The organism is Microvirga alba (genome assembly GCF_015694465.1).
Lineage (GTDB): Bacteria > Pseudomonadota > Alphaproteobacteria > Rhizobiales > Beijerinckiaceae > Microvirga > Microvirga alba.
On record NZ_JADQDO010000001.1, the window covers coordinates 834,263 to 849,580 of the forward strand.

Consider the following 15,318-nt stretch of genomic DNA (forward strand, 5'->3'; position numbering starts at 1 on the left):
GGCGAACATGAAAAGGCCCGGGGAAACCCGGGCCTTTTTGTTTTGTGCGTCTGCGCTTCTCAGGAAGCGTATGACGCTCCTACTCGATGATCGTCACCACCTTGCGGGTTTCCGGATCGACAAGGACAATCTCGTTACCGTACCTGAAAAACCGATAAGTCTTCACGACCGGCACGTCGGTCACGACGGTGTCGGGGAAGGGCAGAAGTTCGACGGTCTGGGGCACCGTCCAGCCGACGGCAACCTTCTCGTTCAGTGTCACCGGCTTCGCCGTCCTGAGCTGTTCGTGAATGATGGTACGCTTCTCGGGGGCAATCGTGACCGATCCCGTCGTCGGGACCTGCATCGTCTCAGAAGGATGCATCGGTTGCGCAGGGCGCGTCGTCTCCGAAGGATGCATCGGTGTGGAAGGTTGAGCGCTTGCCGCAAGACCGGCAAGCAAACAAACCGTGGTGGTTGCTGCTAGTAGCGTGGATCTCATCGCCAAGCTCCTCCGAGTATGTTCGAAGCCAACCCAATCACGTCTAGAGAATCAACGTATAGCTTTGAGGTCCGTTTCAGCTGGGCTGATCTTTCAATAACGAGAAGCGGTGTTAGCTTTGCTTCCACAAGCTTTGTTGTTGCTGTTTTCCATTCAAAAATATCATCGCAAAACTGTCAGGATAGCGATGGTAATGAAGAGGAGGCCTGCCGAGCGCCCGATCAGCATGGTGGCGCGAGGGCTGGACACCAGGAACGCACGGCTCGAACCGGCGGCAAAGGCGAGACCGCCATAGATGCCGAGTTGCATCAGCACGGTCAGGACGCCCATCACCAGAGCCTGAGTCCAGATTGCACCATATTGAGGCAGCAAAAACTGCGGATAGACGGCGAGTATGAAAAGATAGGCTTTGGGATTGAGAAGACAGGTCACGGCTCCCTGTCGGAAGGCGATCCATAAGGAATGGGTCTCCGCCGCGCCGATCGCTCCGACGGTAATTGAGCTGCGCAGGAGCGTGATTCCGATCCAGACCATATAGGCGGCGCCGGCAAAGAGCAGGGCCGTGAAGACCGAGGGAGCCAATCTCGACAGCAGGCCGACGCTGATGGCGCCGAAGGCCGTATGGAATGCGCCGCCGACCATGATGCCGCCTGTCGCTGCCAGTCCTGCCCGGCGTCCGCCGGTCAACGAGTTGGCGAGGACGAACAACATGTCCATACCCGGCACGATGATGATGCCGAAAAGAAGAATTACGAAGAGCCAGAGATTTTCAGTATAAGTCATGTCAGTTGCCTAATGCCTTTCGGGTCATGGATCGCCTTTTGGTCCTGATTTTTCAACGGGATACTGAGACGGCAGCACATTGCCAACTGACAGCGTTGTGTCAGTTGTGACCGGGAGCGCGCCATGCGCAAGGCGTCACGCCTGTTCGAGATCATCCAGACGCTCCGTCTTGCGGAAGCACCTGTGACGGCCGCGCAGATGGCGGCGAGCCTGAAGGTCACGCCGCGCTCCATCTATCGCGACATTGCCGCGCTCCAGGCCATGCAGGTTCCGATTCAGGGTGGGCGGGGGATCGGCTATTTGCTGCGGTCGGGGTTTGATCTGCCGCCGCTCATGTTCTCGATCGAGGAAACGGAGGCCATGGTCCTTGCGCTTGCCCTTCTTGAGCGCACCGGCGACGTCGCCCTCAAGCAGGCGGCGAGGCGGGCCCATCAGAAAATCGCCGCCGCGATGCCGCCGCCGCTGCGCCAGACGCTCGGGACAAAGACTCTTTACGCATGGGGCGCGGTCGCTCCCTCGTCGGACGGGATTGATCTCGCGATGGTGCGGGGCGCTATTCGCGACGAGCAGAAGATCGAACTCGCTTATCGCGATGAGCAGGGTCACGCGTCGCGCCGGACGATCCGTCCGGTCGCCATCATCTATTATTCCGAGACCGCCAATATTGTGGCCTGGTGCGAGCTGCGTCAGGCATTCCGCAACTTCCGTGTCGATCGCGTGGAAGCGAGCGCGCTGATCGATTCGTTTTTCAAAGGCGAGGGCGATGATCTGAGAAGCCGCTGGATCGCGGGCTGGAAGTCGAATCAGAACTGAGCCGGGCGCCCAACAAAAAAAGCCGGAGCCCTTTTGGGGCTCCGGCGAGGCAGCTGCGTTTCCGCAGCCGGGAGGAAACTCTCCGTCCTGCTTAGCAGGAATAGTACATCTGGAACTCGACCGGGTGGGGCGTCATTTCGAAGCGCATCACCTCGGTCATCTTCAGCTCGATGTAGCTGTCGATGAAGTCGTCGTTGAACACGCCGCCGGCCTTCAGGAACGCGCGATCCTTGTCGAGGCTGGCGAGCGCTTCGCGAAGCGAACCGCAAACCGTCGGGATCTTCTTCAGCTCCTTCGGGGGCAGGTCATAGAGGTCCTTGTCCATGGCCGGGCCGGGATCGATCTTGTTCAGGATGCCGTCGAGGCCGGCCATCATGATCGCCGCGAAGGCGAGATAAGGGTTGGCGGTCGGGTCGGGGAAGCGAATCTCGACGCGCTTGGCCTTCGGCGAAGTCGTCCACGGAATACGGCAGGATGCGGAGCGGTTACGGGCCGAGTAGGCCAGCAGCACCGGAGCCTCGTAGCCCGGGACGAGACGCTTGTAGGAGTTCGTCGACGGGTTGGTGAAGGCGTTCAGTGCCTTGGCGTGCTTGATGATGCCGCCGATGTACCACAGGCATTCCTGGCTGAGGTCGGCATACTTGTTGCCGGCGAAGATGGGCTTGCCGCCCTTCCAGAGCGACTGGTGCACGTGCATGCCCGAGCCGTTGTCGCCGAAAACCGGCTTCGGCATGAAGGTCGCCGTCTTGCCGTAGGACTGCGCGACGTTGTGGATGCAGTACTTGTAGATCTGCATCTCGTCGGCGGTCTTCACGAGGGTGTTGAACTTCGTGCCGAGTTCGTGCTGGGCGGACGCCACCTCGTGGTGGTGCTTTTCGACCGTCACGCCCATCGAGGCCATGGCGGCGAGCATTTCGCTGCGCATGTCCTGGGCCGAATCGAGCGGCGGGACCGGGAAGTAGCCGCCCTTGATCGGAATGCGGTGACCGAGGTTGCCGCCCTCATAATCGCGATCGCCGTTGATCGGCAGCTCGGACGAGTCGAGCTTGAAGCCGGTGTTGTACGGGTCGGCCATGAACTTCACATCGTCGAACACGAAGAACTCGGCCTCGGGGCCGACATAAACCGTGTCGCCGATGCCCGTGGACTTCAGGTAGGCCTCGGCCTTCTTGGCGATGCCGCGCGGATCGCGCTCGTAGGGCTCGCCTGTCGCCGGCTCGAGAATGTCGCAGACGATGGACAGGGTCGACGCCGAGAAGAAGGGGTCGATCTGGGCGCTCGACGGATCAGGCATGAGGGTCATGTCGGATTCATTGATCGCCTTCCAACCGGCGATGGACGAACCGTCGAACATGATGCCGTCGGCAAACAGGTCTTCGTCAACCATGGTGACGTCGAACGTGACGTGTTGCCACTTGCCGCGCGGATCCGTGAAACGGAAGTCGACATACTTGATGTCGTTGTCCTTGATCGCCTTCAGCACATCCTTGGCGGTCTGCATGATCGTCTGGTCCTCTTCTGCCCTTTAGAAATGTCCTCGGCCTTAGGGCCGTGACTTGGTATGACAAGCTCAGATCGCGTCGGATCCGGTCTCGCCCGTTCTGATGCGGACGGCTTCTTCCACCGTCGATACGAAAATCTTGCCGTCGCCGATGCGGCCCGTCTGAGCCGCCTTGCGAATGGCCTCGATCGCGCTCTCCACCATGTCGTCGGAAAGAACGATTTCGAGCTTCACCTTCGGCAGGAAGTCGACGACGTATTCCGCGCCGCGGTAAAGCTCGGTATGGCCCTTTTGGCGGCCGAACCCCTTGGCCTCGATGACGGTGATGCCCTGGAGGCCGACCTCCTGGAGGGCTTCTTTGACTTCATCGAGCTTGAAAGGCTTGATGATGGCTTCGATCTTCTTCATCCGCTGAACCGCTTCAATTCGAGGTTTGCCGCTTTTAGCACCACAAATAGGGTGCGTTCCATGGCCTCATGTTTCCAAGACCGGCAGTTCTGCCGACCCAGGAGGCACATTCTGATTAAAGTTTGTGCAGTTGCAACTTTCCTGGTCGCCGCCCTCCAATCGCAAGCTAAATCTTCACCATGATCCGCCCCGAATTCGTTCTCACCCCGCTAGAAATGAAGCAGGCCGACGCGGCGACGATAGCGGCCGGGACGCCCGGGATCGATCTGATGAGCCGCGCCGGGCGCGCCGTTGCCGACGTGGCCGAGCGCGTGACGGCGAGGGGGGGCCGGATCCTTGTCGTCGCGGGGCCGGGAAATAACGGCGGAGACGGGTTCGTCGCGGCGTGGCTCCTCGCGGAACGCGGCTATGGGGTTTCTCTCGGACTTCTCGGAAACCGCGACCGGCTCACGGGGGATGCCGCCAAGGCTTCACGGCATTGGACAGGCGATATCGGCGCTGCGGAGGACCTGCCCTTCCATGAGGCGGATCTCATCATCGACGCGCTGTTCGGCACGGGGCTGACCCGAAACCTCGAAGGCGCCGCCCGCCTTGCCGTCGAACGCATGAACATGTCCGGCCAGCCGATCCTGGCCGTCGATCTGCCATCAGGGATCGACGGGGAGACGGGCTCGGTCTGGGGCGTTGCGGTCAGGGCGGCACGCACCGTTACCTTCGCAGCGCGCAAGCCTTGCCACCTGTTGATGCCGGGGCGGGCTCATTGCGGGCCGGTCGAGGTGGCGGATATCGGGATCAGTCCCGAGACGCTTGCCGCGACGGGCGCGGATCTCTGGGCCAATCAGCCGGCGCTCTGGCTCGGCGCGCTGCCGCGACCCGGACTGGCGTCCCACAAATATAACCGTGGTCATACGCTCGTCGCGTCCGGTGGGGCGACCCGGACCGGGGCGGCTCGGCTTGCCGCCCGGGCGGCGCTGAGAATCGGCTCCGGTCTCGTGACCGTCGCCTCTCCGCCTGAAGCGCTCGGGGTCAACGCCGCGCATCTCACAGCGGTCATGCTGCGCGGATGCGACGGTCCCGAGGGTCTTCATACGGTCCTTAAAGATGAGCGCTTCAACGCCTTGGTGTTGGGGCCGGCGCTTGGCGTGCATGCAAATACCCGCGCCATGGTGGCGGTCGCCGTGCAGGCGCGGCGAAGCCTCGTGCTCGATGCCGATGCGCTCACCTCGTTCGAGGGGCTGGCCTCCGAGTTGCATCAGGCATTCCGGCACTCACCGACGGTGCTGACGCCCCATAGCGGAGAGTTCAACCGTTTGTTCAGCGGACATTCCGATATTCTTGATCCTCCATCAAAAATCGAGCGTGTGAGACGGGCTGCGTTCTACACAGGCGCGGTCGTCGTCTTGAAAGGGGCAGATACCGTCATCGCGTCGCCGGACGGTCGGGCGGCAATCAATGAAAACGGCACTCCCTACCTGGCCACGGCAGGCTCGGGGGATACTTTGAGTGGCGTTATCGCGGGGCTGATGGCTCAGGGCGTCCATGCATTTGAGGCGGCGAGTGCGGGGGTGTGGATCCATGCGGCCGCCGGATCGAGCTTCGGGCCCGGTCTCATCGCGGAGGATCTCGCCGATCTTCTTCCCGGAACCCTCCGGGAACTGCTCAAATAACCTCGATCCAGGTCCAGAGCCCGGCATCGAACCGCTCCATCACCGTGGATGCGAGAAGCCATTTGCCAGGGTTGTCCGCGACAAAGGCGATCCGGATTGTGCGGTTCTCCGGCACCTGGACGGTATCGAGGAAATAAGGCTCCCAGCCATCATCGAGGGGGTGCAGCAAGCGGAAGACGTGGCCGTGCAGATGCATCGGCTGGGCGACGGGGCTCTGGTTGGTCAACGCCAGCACGACCGGGCTGCCACGCTTCACCTTGATCAGAGGTGCGCCAGCGGCGTCGCCCGAAGCGCCGTTCACCGTCCAGCCCGGCTGGGAGCTCTTGATCAGCACATCCTTGCGCGTGGCGCTCTGCAGCTTGATCGCGTCCGGCAGCTTCTTGTTCGGCGGCGGCGGCGCGATGGCGGGGAGGGCGGAGCGGGTTTCGCCGGTCGTGACAAACTCCACCAAGGCAATGCCGTCGCCGATGACGGCGGTGAGGGCCCCTCTGGCTCCCGCCTCGGACGGTAGATCGACGAGGACGTCGTAGCGCGTGCCGGGAGCGAAGGGCAGGGAGCCCTTGAGAGGTTCGAACGTGTCGGTCGGCTGCCCGTCGATGGCGATGACGTAGGGCCTTAATTGATCGAAACGCAGACGCATCGAGCGGGCGTTGCAAGCGTTCGCGAGGCGAAGGCGCAGACGCGTGCCCTGAGGCGCTTCGATGCGGTGCGGCGTGGCTTTGCCGTTGATGCTCAGCCAGTTGCCGAGCCGTCCTGCGGGATTTTCCTGCGAGGCCTGGTCGAAGGGAGCCAACGACCCGTCCTCATTCAAACTCCAGTCATCGACCAACAGAGCCAGGTCCTGATCCACTTGGGGCGGAGCCTGCTCCTCGATCACGAGAAGGCCGGAAAGGCCGCGCTCAAGGGGCTCGGCGCTGCCGCCGAGAACGCAGGGCCGGATCAGGAAAGTGCCGGCGTCGGGGGGCGTGAACCGATATTCGAAGCGGCCTCCTGGCGGCACGGGAGGCTGGGTCAGGCCGCCGACCCCGTCCATGGCGTTCGGCCCTCGGACCCCATGAAAATGCAGCGAGAGTGGCTTCGGCGTCTCGTTCTGAAGCGTTATGCCAAGCTCCGTTCCGTGCCTGGCGCGTACGACCGGGCTCAGGTCTCCGTTGAAGGCCCACAGGTCGCTCTCCTTGGCGGCATCGGGGCGCAGCCGTCGCTGGGACGGCCTCGCGGCGAGCGTCACGGTCGTCTGTGACGGTTGTGCAACCCCGCGCCGGGACAGGCTGACGAGGGCCGTGGCGAGGCCTGCGGTCGCGGCGCGGCGGGTGATCATCTTCAAATGGACTCGATGCTGTGGGACTGAAGGCGCGGTGTCCCCGGTTACAGGCTTGAACGTCAATGGCAAAGTTTGGTTGCTTCTCCCCAGAAAGCGCGAACTTTTTTGATGCGCCGGTCGTGGACCGTGCTATAGAGCCGCGTCCGGACGAGGGGCGCGTGCACCGCGCCGCCTCACGCGCGGGCGTGGCGGAATTGGTAGACGCACTGGATTTAGGTTCCAGCGGCGAAAGTCGTGGGGGTTCGAGTCCCTCCGCCCGCACCAATCTCGCTGGGGTTGGTTTCCGGAGGGCTCCAACCGGCTCAGATGACGGCTTGCTGCCGCATCGGTCGGGGCCTGGGACGAAGATTTTTCTCGAGTGAACGAAGGCGAATAAACCATGCAGGTGACGGAAACACTGTCCCAAGGCTTGAAGCGAGAATTCAAGGTCGTGCTCCCGGCCACTGAGCTGGAGCAGCGCCTGAACGACGAACTGGCGACCCTCAAGGACCGCGTGAACATCAACGGCTTCCGTCCGGGCAAAGTGCCGGTCGGACATCTTCGCCGGGTCTATGGCCGCTCCGTCATGGCTGACGTCGTCCAGAACGCCGTCAACGAGGCGAACCGCAAGATCGTCGAGGACAACAGCCTGAAGCTGGCTTTCGAGCCGCAGGTTCAGTTTCCCGAGAACAAGGAAGAGGTCGAGAAGGTCATGAACGCCAAGGGCGATCTGGCCTTCACCGTCGCCCTCGAGGTTCTGCCCACCTTCGATCTGGTCGATCTGTCGGACGTGACCATCAAGAAGCCGACGGCTGAGGTTTCTGACGCCGAGATCACCGAATCGCTTGAGCGCATGGCCAAGCAGAACCGTTCCTTCGAGCCCAAGAAGGGCAAGGCTGCCGACGGCGACCGGGTCGTGGTCGCTTTCGTGGGCCGCATCGACGGCGCCGAATTCGAAGGCGGCAAGGGTGAGGACGTCCGCGTCGAGCTCGGCTCCAACACCTTCATCCCCGGTTTCGAGGAGCAGCTCGTCGGCCTCAAGGCTGGCGACACGAAGCTCGTGAAGGTCACCTTCCCGACCAACTATCTGGCTCCGCATCTGGCCGGCAAGGACGCCGAGTTCGATGTGACCGTGAATGAGGTCGAGGCTCCGGGCGAGCTGAAGATCGATGACGAGCTCGCCAAGGGCTTCGGCATGGAATCGCTCGACAAGCTGAAGGACGCCGTCCGCAGCGCCATTCAGCGCGATTTCGATGCTCAGTCCCGCCGCAAGGTGAAGAAAGAGCTGCTCGATTCTCTCGATTCCAAGTACAGCTTCGAGCTGCCCCCGAGCCTCGTGGAGCAGGAATTCGCGGCTGTTTGGTCTCAGGTCGAGAGCGACATGAAGTCGAACAACCGCTCGTTCGCCGATGAAGAGACGACGGAAGAGGAAGCTCGCGCCGATTACCGTAAGATCGCGGAGCGTCGCGTGCGCCTCGGCTTGGTGCTTGCGCAGATCGGTGAGAAGTCCGATATCAAGATTTCCGACGATGAGGTCACTCAAGCTCTCATCGAGCGGGTCCGTCAGTATCCCGGCCAGGAAAAGCAGGTTTGGGACTTCTACCGGAAGAACCCGCAGGCCCTGGCTGAAATTCGGGCGCCGTTGTTCGAGGAGAAGGTTGTCGACCAGATCCTGTCTCAGGTGAAGGTGGTCGACGAGACCGTCTCGAAGGACGCGCTTTTCGGGGACGACGACGGTGAGGAAGCCTCTTCCGAGCCGAAGGCGAAGACCTCGAAGGCCAAGGGCGCAAAGAAAGCCAGCAAGAGCGAGTAACGCCTTCTTAAGCGTCTCGCTGTTTGCATCATTCTGACGGCCGCGCGCTCGCGCGGCCGTATTTTGGAGCAGTGAGACGATGAGAGATCCGGTCGCCCTCTATAACAACACGCTCGTCCCGATGGTGGTCGAGCAGTCGAATCGCGGCGAGCGCGCCTTCGACATCTATTCGCGCCTCTTGCGCGAGCGGATTATCTTCCTCACGGGTCCCGTCGAAGACTATTCGGCCTCGCTGATCGTGGCGCAGCTTCTGTTCCTCGAAGCCGAGAACCCGAAGAAGGAGATTTCCTTCTACATCAATTCGCCCGGTGGCGTCGTGACCTCCGGTCTGTCGATCTACGACACCATGCAGTTCATCCGTTGCCCCGTTTCGACGCTCTGCGTCGGCCAGGCGGCTTCGATGGGTTCGCTGCTTCTGGCCGCCGGCGAGGCGGGTCAGCGTTTCGCTCTCCCGAATGCTCGAATCATGGTCCACCAGCCCTCCGGCGGCTATCAGGGTCAGGTGACCGACATCATGATTCACGCCCGCGAGAGCGAGGCCCTGAAGCGCCGACTCAATGAAATCTACGTGAACCATACGGGTCGGGATCTGGTCTCGGTCGAGCAGGCTCTGGAGCGCGACAACTTCATGACGGCCGATGCCGCCAAGGAATTCGGCATCATCGATCAGGTCATCACGAAGCGCCCTGAACCGGCGGCGACCCCTGCCTAATCCTTAAAACCTGGGGACAAATTCCGTCCTGGTGCGTCTTTTTAGCCTGTCGCCCCGTTCCTATTGATCGCGCGTCATTGGCGTGTTTGCATGGGAATTCGGGGAGGCAAGATAATTTGACGGCTCAAATTTTTAGCGTCGGAACCTTTCATTAGTTCCGACGCACATAAACTTAAGGGGTGCAGGGTCGGCACAGGCCGTCCCCGCACTGATTGGAGATGTGAGAATGACCAAGGCTGGCGGCAACGACTCTAAGAGCACGCTGTACTGCTCCTTTTGCGGCAAGAGCCAGCATGAGGTTCGTAAGCTGATCGCTGGCCCGACGGTTTTCATCTGCGATGAATGCGTCGAGCTGTGCATGGACATCATCCGCGAGGAGTCGAAGTCGTCGCTCGTGAAGTCGCGCGACGGGGTGCCGACCCCGAAGGAAATCAGTCGCGTCCTCGACGACTACGTGATCGGGCAGGAGCACGCCAAGAAGGTGCTCTCCGTCGCGGTCCATAACCATTACAAGCGCCTCGCCCACGCGACGAAACACAATGACGTCGAGTTGGCGAAGTCCAATATCCTCCTGATCGGCCCCACCGGCTCGGGCAAGACCCTGCTTGCGCAGACGCTCGCCCGCATCCTCGATGTGCCGTTCACCATGGCTGACGCCACGACCCTGACTGAGGCGGGCTATGTCGGCGAGGATGTCGAGAACATCATCCTCAAGCTGCTCCAGGCCTCCGACTACAATGTCGAGCGGGCGCAGCGCGGCATCGTCTATATCGACGAAATCGACAAGATCTCGCGCAAGTCCGACAACCCGTCGATCACCCGCGATGTATCGGGCGAGGGCGTGCAGCAGGCGCTTCTGAAGATCATGGAAGGCACCGTCGCTTCCGTGCCGCCTCAAGGGGGCCGCAAGCACCCGCAGCAGGAGTTCCTGCAGGTCGATACCACGAACATCCTGTTCATCTGCGGCGGTGCGTTCGCGGGCCTGGAGCGGATCATTTCGAGCCGCGGCAAGGGCACCTCGATCGGCTTCGGCGCTTCCGTCAGCTCGCCGGATGACCGCCGGACGGGCGAAATCTTCCGCGAGGTCGAGCCCGAAGATCTGCTGAAATTCGGCCTCATTCCGGAATTCGTCGGCCGTTTGCCTGTGATCGCTACTCTTGAAGACCTGGATGAGGAAGCCCTCAAGCGCATCCTTCAGGAGCCCAAGAACGCCCTGGTGAAGCAGTATCAGCGTCTCTTCGAGATGGAGAACGTGAACCTGACCTTCCAGGAGGAGGCGTTGTCCATGATCGCGCGCAAGGCGATCGAGCGCCGGACCGGTGCTCGAGGCCTGCGCTCCATCATGGAGGGCATCCTGCTCGAGACCATGTACGACCTGCCGGGGCTCGATTCCGTCGAGCAGGTGGTTATCGGCCCCGAGGTGGTGGAGGGCAAAGCCAAGCCGCTCTTCATCCACGGCGATCGCGGTGAGCAGACCGCCAGCGCCAGCGCTTAAGGGACGGTAATTTTGTAACGAAGTGTCGCGGGCCTAGTTCTTGAAACCTCAGGTCCGCGACGCCAAATCATCTCTTGCGTGAACGTCGTCAGCTCATCGTTCGAGGGATGCCGCCACGTACCGGACGCAGCCAATAATAATAGCTTGAGCGTTCCGGTTTCCCGTCCGCGATCCCGCTCATTAGAGGGGTTTTTCGGACGCAGTCGAAAGGATGCGTCTCATGACACAATCGAAGCCACGTCAGCCTGTCGTCCCAGGCTCGACCGGAACCTATGCGGTTCTGCCTCTGCGCGATATTGTCGTCTTTCCGCACATGATCGTGCCGCTCTTCGTCGGCCGCGAAAAGTCGATCCGTGCGCTTGAGGAAGTGGTCAAGGGGGACCGTCACATCCTCCTGGCAACGCAGATCGACGCCACGGACGATGATCCGGCCACGGATGCAATTTACAAGGTCGGCACCCTGGCAAGTGTGCTGCAGTTGCTGAAGCTGCCCGACGGCACCGTGAAGGTGCTGGTCGAGGGCGCCAGCCGCGCCCAGGTGAAGAACTACACCCGGACCGACGAATATTATGAAGCGGAAGCCGAGGCTCTGTCCGACTCGCTTGGCGATCAGATCGAGGCCGAAGCGCTTGCTCGCTCTGTCGTGTCCGAGTTTGAGAATTATGTGAAGCTGAACAAGAAGGTTTCGCCGGAGGTCGTCTCCGCCGTGACCCAGATCGACGATCCGGCGAAGCTCGCCGATACGATCGCTTCGCATCTCGCCATCAAGATCGCCGACAAGCAGGCCATCCTTGAGATCCCGACCGTCGCCCAGCGGCTCGAGAAGGTTCTCGGCCTCATGGAGAGTGAAATCTCCGTGCTTCAGGTCGAGAAGCGCATTCGCACACGCGTGAAGCGTCAGATGGAGAAGACGCAGCGCGAGTACTACCTCAACGAGCAGATGAAGGCGATCCAGAAGGAGCTCGGCGACGACGAAGGTCGCGACGAGTTGGCCGAGCTCGAAGAGAAGATCGAAAAGACCAAGTTTACGAAGGAAGCCCGTGAAAAGGCGCTAGGCGAGCTGAAGAAGCTCCGCCAGATGTCGCCCATGTCCGCGGAAGCGACCGTCGTGCGCAACTATCTCGACTGGCTGCTCGGCATTCCGTGGGCCCGCCGCTCGAAGATGAAGAAGGATCTGAAGGCGGCTCAGGACCTGCTCGATTCCGATCACTACGGTCTCGACAAGGTCAAGGAACGTATCGTCGAATACCTCGCGGTTCAGCAGCGCGCCAACAAGCTCACAGGCCCGATCCTGTGTCTCGTCGGGCCTCCGGGCGTCGGCAAGACCTCGCTCGGCAAGTCCATCGCCAAGGCGACGGGGCGTGAGTTCGTGCGCATGTCGCTGGGCGGCGTGAGGGACGAGTCGGAGATCCGCGGTCACCGCCGGACCTATATCGGTTCGATGCCCGGCAAGATCATCCAGTCGATGCGCAAGGCCAAGACGTCCAACCCGCTGATCCTGCTCGACGAGATCGACAAGATGGGGATGGACTTCCGCGGCGATCCGTCGGCGGCTTTGCTCGAGGTTCTCGACCCTGAGCAGAACAACACGTTCAACGACCATTACCTCGAAGTCGATTACGACCTGTCGAACGTCATGTTCGTGACGACCGCCAACACGATGAACATCCCGGCGCCGCTTCTCGACCGTATGGAAGTCATCCGCATCGCGGGTTACACCGAGGAAGAGAAGGCCGAGATCGCTCGCACGCACCTGATTCCGTCGGCCATGAAGAAGCATGGTCTGGTGGAGAAAGAGTGGACGATCGACGACGAGGCGCTGCTCATGCTCATCCGGCGCTACACCCGCGAAGCGGGCGTGCGTAATCTGGAGCGTGAACTGGCGAACCTCATACGCAAGGCCGTGAAGGAGATCCTTCTCTCCAAGGTCGCAAAGGTTGAGGTGACGACCGCCAATCTGCCTGATTTCCTCGGGCCCCCGCGCTATCGCTACGGCGAAGTCGAGGCCGAGGACATGGTGGGCGTGGTCACCGGTCTCGCCTGGACCGAGGTCGGTGGTGAGTTGCTCACCATCGAAGGCATCATGATGCCGGGCAAGGGTAAGATGACCGTCACGGGTAACTTGCGTGACGTCATGAAGGAATCGATCTCGGCAGCGGCGTCCTATGTCCGCTCCCGTGCCGTCGATTTCGGCGTCGAGCCGCCCACGTTCGACCGCAAGGACATTCACGTGCACGTGCCGGAAGGCGCGACGCCCAAGGATGGTCCCTCGGCCGGCATCGCGATGGCGACCGCAATCGTTTCCGTCTTCACGGGTATCCCGGTTCGCCGCGATATCGCCATGACGGGTGAGGTGACGCTGCGGGGCAGGGTGCTTCCGATCGGCGGATTGAAGGAAAAGCTCCTCGCTGCGCTTCGGGGTGGAATTAAGAAGGTTCTGATTCCCGAAGAGAACGCGAAGGATCTGGTCGATCTGCCGGTGAGCGTAAAGAATGGCCTCGAAATTGTCCCGGTTTCGATGATGGATCAGGTGCTGCAACATGCCCTCGTGCGCATGCCTGAGCCGATCGAATGGGACGAAGCCTCGATGCTGAACGCGCCCAAAGCCGCGGCCTCCGACGATGATTCGGTCGGTGTGATCGCCCACTAAACCTGACGCAACGTCATCTTTATCAAGGCCCTCGGATGATGAATCCGGGGGCTTATTTTTTGATGTGGAATGTCGAAAAATGGCTCATTTCAGCCAGTTCAGGGGTTGCGCACGGACCAGCTTTGCGCCACACGAGTGGTCCCTGAAACGGCGGCACGACACGTCTTGATGCCGCCGTGATCATTGGAGGATATGAAGATGAACAAAGGCGAGCTCGTTGCGGCTGTCGCCGACAAGGTGGGCCTGACCCGTGGCCAGGCTGGTGAGGCGATCGACGCCGCCATCGAGGCCATCACGGGCGCTCTGAAGAAGGGCGACGAAGTCAAGATCGTCGGCTTCGGCACGTTCGTTGTCACGAACCGCGCCGCCGGCGAAGCGCGCAACCCGCGCACCGGTGAGAAGGTAAAGGTTCCGGCCTCGAAGACCCCGAAGTTCCGCGCTGGCGCGGGCCTGAAGGACGCCGTGAACAACAAGTAATCGTTTTTTCGGCGATATTGCTTCTTCCGCATGATCCGGCAAAATGGGAACCGGTTTTCCAGCAAGATCATGCGTTGACGGGAAGTTGGAGTGAACGCGGGACGTTGGTCATCGCGATTTTACTCCAAAGAAGGCCGACAGCGCTTGCGTTGTCGGCCGTCTCTTTTTATGTGAGGCGTATCAGGGCGGTTAGCTCAGTTGGTAGAGCATCTCGTTTACACCGAGAGGGTCGGCGGTTCGAGCCCGTCACCGCCCACCATATTTTCTGATTGTATCTCAACAGCCTTACGGTCGGTCATCTCGTTCACGACCCTTTGCTCCGACGGTTCTTGCGACGGAAACCGCTCGGAAACGGCATTTACGACCCCTCTCAGATGCTTCGGGGTGTACTTGGCCATAGACGTTCTCGACGTCCTTTCTGTCGTCCTCAGAGCCTGAGCAACGTCGCCGAATGGCTGGCCGCCCAAGTGGCAGGGGGCGCGTAGGAGGCGCAAAGCCACTTTTCACCGAACCCCTGTTGATTCGGGCCGTCTTCTTCGACCGCTTGCCCCTCGGGGGCTCGCGCACGGGTATGTGTGCCGGATTGCTCCCAACGGCGCGCATGAGCCAAGAGGCGGTCAGAGATGCGAAATGGGTGGCTGCTGTATGTCTTGCAGCTCATGTGACGGTGCTGAACCGAGCGATGAGCTTTACACGGCATTTATCCCAACAGCATAGCGACTTTAGAAATAAGTTCTTTGGGTACGAATACAGCTAACAAGAGTAAAATTAGTAGTGTCTTTACTACACTCTGCATGTTGTTGAGCATTGTTAGGGCAAAAACAGTGCAAGCAAACAGAATGAAACTAAAATCATAGTGCGCCTGAAGCCTCAATAGAGCGTAGGCGGTTAGCGATATGACCACAGCACGAGTGGCTCTCGGTATGGCGCTGAAGAAAAGCTTATCAAAATCGTGTTCGGTCAATTCAAGATTACCTGCGAGTTGACTTGTTTTTCAACATTTAGCGTAACTTTTAGGAAAAATTGCACAACAAATAAAAGATGATCCGTTCAATTTCATTCAATTCCGTTGCGTAAGTGCAACACCGCTTTGATTGTGGGCTGGCGAGCAGCTGCTCCTTCCGGGATGTCCTTACGAATGCGCACATAGAGCCCTCTTATTGTCTGACTCCAATCGAGGAAGAAGAGGTCGCGCTTCACGATGCAGCGCCCCCACCG

12 protein-coding genes and 2 tRNA genes are annotated in these 15,318 nt (G+C 60.7%); 9 read left to right on the forward strand and 5 right to left on the reverse strand.

The genetic code is table 11. From position 1 onward, the window contains the following. Positions 1 to 79 precede the first annotated feature (79 nt). Together I2H38_RS03770 and I2H38_RS03775 are read right to left on the reverse strand one after the other, a co-directional pair. Positions 80 to 481 carry a DUF1236 domain-containing protein gene (locus tag I2H38_RS03770; protein ID WP_196270444.1) on the reverse strand — a complete coding sequence of 134 codons (402 nt, stop codon included), beginning with the start codon at positions 479 to 481 and terminating at the stop codon, positions 80 to 82. 162 nt (positions 482 to 643) lie between these two features. Continuing rightward, the gene (locus tag I2H38_RS03775; RefSeq protein WP_196270445.1) at positions 644 to 1,264 is read right to left on the reverse strand and encodes a LysE family translocator; all 621 of its coding nucleotides are present in this window, start codon (positions 1,262 to 1,264) and stop codon (positions 644 to 646) included. A 123-nt stretch (positions 1,265 to 1,387) separates the two neighbouring features. Here I2H38_RS03775 and I2H38_RS03780 point away from each other — a divergent pair, with 123 nt between their 5' ends. Continuing rightward, a complete protein-coding gene (locus I2H38_RS03780; protein ID WP_196270446.1) occupies positions 1,388 to 2,077 on the forward strand; it encodes a helix-turn-helix transcriptional regulator in 690 nt (229 codons plus the stop codon). Positions 2,078 to 2,168: 91 nt separating this feature from the next. Here I2H38_RS03780 and glnA read toward each other — a convergent pair whose 3' ends face one another. Both glnA and I2H38_RS03790 read right to left on the reverse strand, forming a co-directional pair. Next, a complete protein-coding gene (glnA, locus tag I2H38_RS03785; RefSeq protein ID WP_196270447.1) occupies positions 2,169 to 3,578 on the reverse strand; it encodes a type I glutamate--ammonia ligase in 1,410 nt (469 codons plus the stop codon). 69 nt (positions 3,579 to 3,647) lie between these two features. Then, positions 3,648 to 3,986, reverse strand: a complete 339-nt coding sequence (locus I2H38_RS03790) for a P-II family nitrogen regulator (RefSeq protein ID WP_114771626.1) — start codon at positions 3,984 to 3,986, stop codon at positions 3,648 to 3,650. Between the two features lie 179 nt (positions 3,987 to 4,165). Between I2H38_RS03790 and I2H38_RS03795 the strand changes: the two genes are divergently transcribed. Then, positions 4,166 to 5,653, forward strand: coding sequence for an NAD(P)H-hydrate dehydratase (locus I2H38_RS03795; RefSeq protein WP_196270448.1), 1,488 nt, complete (start codon positions 4,166 to 4,168; stop codon positions 5,651 to 5,653). Here I2H38_RS03795 and I2H38_RS03800 read toward each other — a convergent pair. Next, complete coding sequence (locus I2H38_RS03800; RefSeq protein WP_196270449.1) at positions 5,646 to 6,971, reverse strand: multicopper oxidase family protein; 1,326 nt, start codon at positions 6,969 to 6,971, stop codon at positions 5,646 to 5,648. The two genes, I2H38_RS03795 and I2H38_RS03800, sit on opposite strands and share 8 nt — an antisense overlap. 182 nt (positions 6,972 to 7,153) lie before the next feature. On the opposite strand from I2H38_RS03800, the gene I2H38_RS03805 reads away from it, so the two are divergent. The 7 genes from I2H38_RS03805 (at position 7,154) to I2H38_RS03835 (ending at position 14,359) form a co-directional block, all read left to right on the forward strand. Beyond that, positions 7,154 to 7,238: transfer RNA gene (locus I2H38_RS03805), tRNA-Leu, on the forward strand. A gap of 115 nt (positions 7,239 to 7,353) precedes the next feature. Then, positions 7,354 to 8,766, forward strand: coding sequence for a trigger factor (gene tig / locus I2H38_RS03810; protein WP_196270450.1), 1,413 nt, complete (start codon positions 7,354 to 7,356; stop codon positions 8,764 to 8,766). Positions 8,767 to 8,845: 79 nt separating this feature from the next. After that, entirely contained in the window at positions 8,846 to 9,478 is a 633-nt protein-coding gene (locus I2H38_RS03815) for an ATP-dependent Clp protease proteolytic subunit (protein WP_196270451.1), read from the forward strand. A gap of 226 nt (positions 9,479 to 9,704) precedes the next feature. Then, positions 9,705 to 10,973 (forward strand): ATP-dependent Clp protease ATP-binding subunit ClpX, encoded by a 1,269-nt coding sequence (gene clpX / locus I2H38_RS03820; RefSeq protein ID WP_196270452.1) that lies wholly within the window; start codon positions 9,705 to 9,707, stop codon positions 10,971 to 10,973. Between the two features lie 220 nt (positions 10,974 to 11,193). Next, the gene (lon, locus tag I2H38_RS03825) at positions 11,194 to 13,623 is read left to right on the forward strand and encodes an endopeptidase La (RefSeq protein WP_196270453.1); all 2,430 of its coding nucleotides are present in this window, start codon (positions 11,194 to 11,196) and stop codon (positions 13,621 to 13,623) included. Between the two features lie 198 nt (positions 13,624 to 13,821). After that, positions 13,822 to 14,100 carry an HU family DNA-binding protein gene (locus tag I2H38_RS03830; RefSeq protein WP_196270454.1) on the forward strand — a complete coding sequence of 93 codons (279 nt, stop codon included), beginning with the start codon at positions 13,822 to 13,824 and terminating at the stop codon, positions 14,098 to 14,100. 183 nt (positions 14,101 to 14,283) lie between these two features. Next, a tRNA-Val gene (locus I2H38_RS03835) sits at positions 14,284 to 14,359 on the forward strand. The last annotated feature ends 959 nt before the right edge of the window (positions 14,360 to 15,318 follow it).